This is a genomic window from Actinocrinis sp. (assembly GCF_035938995.1).
Lineage (GTDB): Bacteria > Actinomycetota > Actinomycetes > Streptomycetales > Catenulisporaceae > DASZGI01.
The window spans coordinates 1-1,741 of the sequence record NZ_DASZGI010000059.1 but is presented as its reverse complement, the minus strand read 5'-3'; the positions used below and the strand labels follow the sequence as shown (position 1 = coordinate 1,741).

1 protein-coding gene is annotated in these 1,741 nt (G+C 67.1%); it reads left to right on the top strand.

The window, feature by feature from the left end; all coding sequences use genetic code 11:
• Window positions 1-103: 103 nt before the first annotated feature.
• Window positions 104-1,741, top strand: a 1,638-nt coding sequence (locus tag VGZ32_RS03875; protein ID WP_326884403.1) for a DUF6600 domain-containing protein, incomplete at its 3' end; no start/stop codon positions are given.

Below are 1,741 nucleotides of genomic sequence, written 5' to 3'. Positions count from 1 at the left end.
CCGAGCTCGAGCGTCTGGTCGCCCGATTGCGCGTTCCCAAAGCGCTAGCCCTGTGGCAGCATGCCGCTCGAGAGGTCCAAGCCGCATCGATCAGGGGACGTTCATGAGTGTCAGCGCCGTTGCTTCCATTCGCTCGCTTCTCTGCGTCGCTGTCCTCACGCTTGCGCTCGCTGTTGGGGGCGCCGCGGCTGCACGTGCTGATGCGGAAGATCCGCCGACGCGTGCGGCGCGCCTCTCTTATATCCAAGGGTCGGTCTCGTTTCAGCCTGGAGGTGCGCAGGAGTGGGTCACTCCGCCCGTCAATCGGCCGCTCACGACTGGCGATCAGCTCTGGGCAGATCGCGACAGCCGCGCCGAGTTGCAGTTAGACGGCTCGGCGCTGCGCGTTGGCGCGACGACTTCGCTGGCGTTCCTCGATCTCAGCGACCATGTAACACAGGTGCAGCTGTCGGCCGGAACGCTGATCGTTCACGTGCGTCATCTCTATGACCAAGAGACGTACGAGATCGACACCCCGAATCTCGCCTTCACGGTGCTGCGGTCCGGCACTTACCGTATCGCGGCGGATCCGGACGGCGGCACGACGACGATCAACGTGCGGCGCGGCCAGGGCGAGGTGACTGGCGGAGGCACCGCCTACTCACTGTCCGAGGGTGAGGACGATGTGTTCGCGGGCACCGACCAGCTGGTCGAGACTGCGCAAACACCAAGTCCTGCGCCGGACCCGCTCGGCGCGTGGAGTGATGGTCGCGATAATCGCTGGGAACATTCCGCGTCGGCGCAATACGTCTCACCCGATGTCGTCGGCTACCAGGATCTGGATGATCAGGGCACCTGGGGCGCAGTGCCGCAGTATGGGCACGTGTGGTTTCCGCGGGGACTCGAGCCGGGCTGGGCACCCTACCAGACCGGGCACTGGGCCTACGTGCCGCCGTGGGGCTACACCTGGGTCGACGATCGACCGTGGGGATTCGCCCCGTTCCACTATGGGCGATGGATATGGACCGGCGGAGCCTGGGGCTGGGTCCCCGCGCCTCCACCGCTGGAAGGCGTCGTCTACATTCGTCCGGTCTACGCGCCGGCGCTCGTCGCCTGGGTCGGAGCGGGCGCCACGATTGCCTGGTTTGCCCTCGGGCCGCGCGAGGTCTTCGTGCCCTCCTACCCCGTCAGTCGCAATTACGTCGATGCCGTCAATGTCTCGAACACGACCGTCAACACGACGATCGTAAACAATATCTACAACACCACGATCGTGAACAAGACGGTCGTGAACAACATCACCTACGTCAACCGCAGCGCCCCCGGCGCCATCGTCGCCACGACGACCCAGGCCTTCACTTCCGCTGCGCCCGTCGCGAGCAACCGGGTCGCAGTCAATGCGCGTGAGCTGGCAGCAGCGCCGGTCCGTGCGCTCGCCCCAGCGGTTGTGCCGACCCGGCAGGCGCTGCTCGGCGCGGGCCGCGCCGTCACTGCCAGGCCGCCCGCGAGCGTCACCGCTCGGCCGGTCGTCGCGCGAACGCCACCGCCACCGCCGCCGCCGTCCTTCGAGCAGCATCTGAAGGCTCTGCAGAACAACGGCGGGCGGCCGCTGTCGGTAGCGCAGGTACGCCAACTTCAACCCCCGGCAGCAGCGTCAGCCGCAGTGCACGTGAAGGTCGCACCGCCGGCGAAAACGCTGATCACGCCGAAGGTGGCGCAAGCCGCGGCACATGCCCCGGCCAATCGTCCCACCACGCCGCCA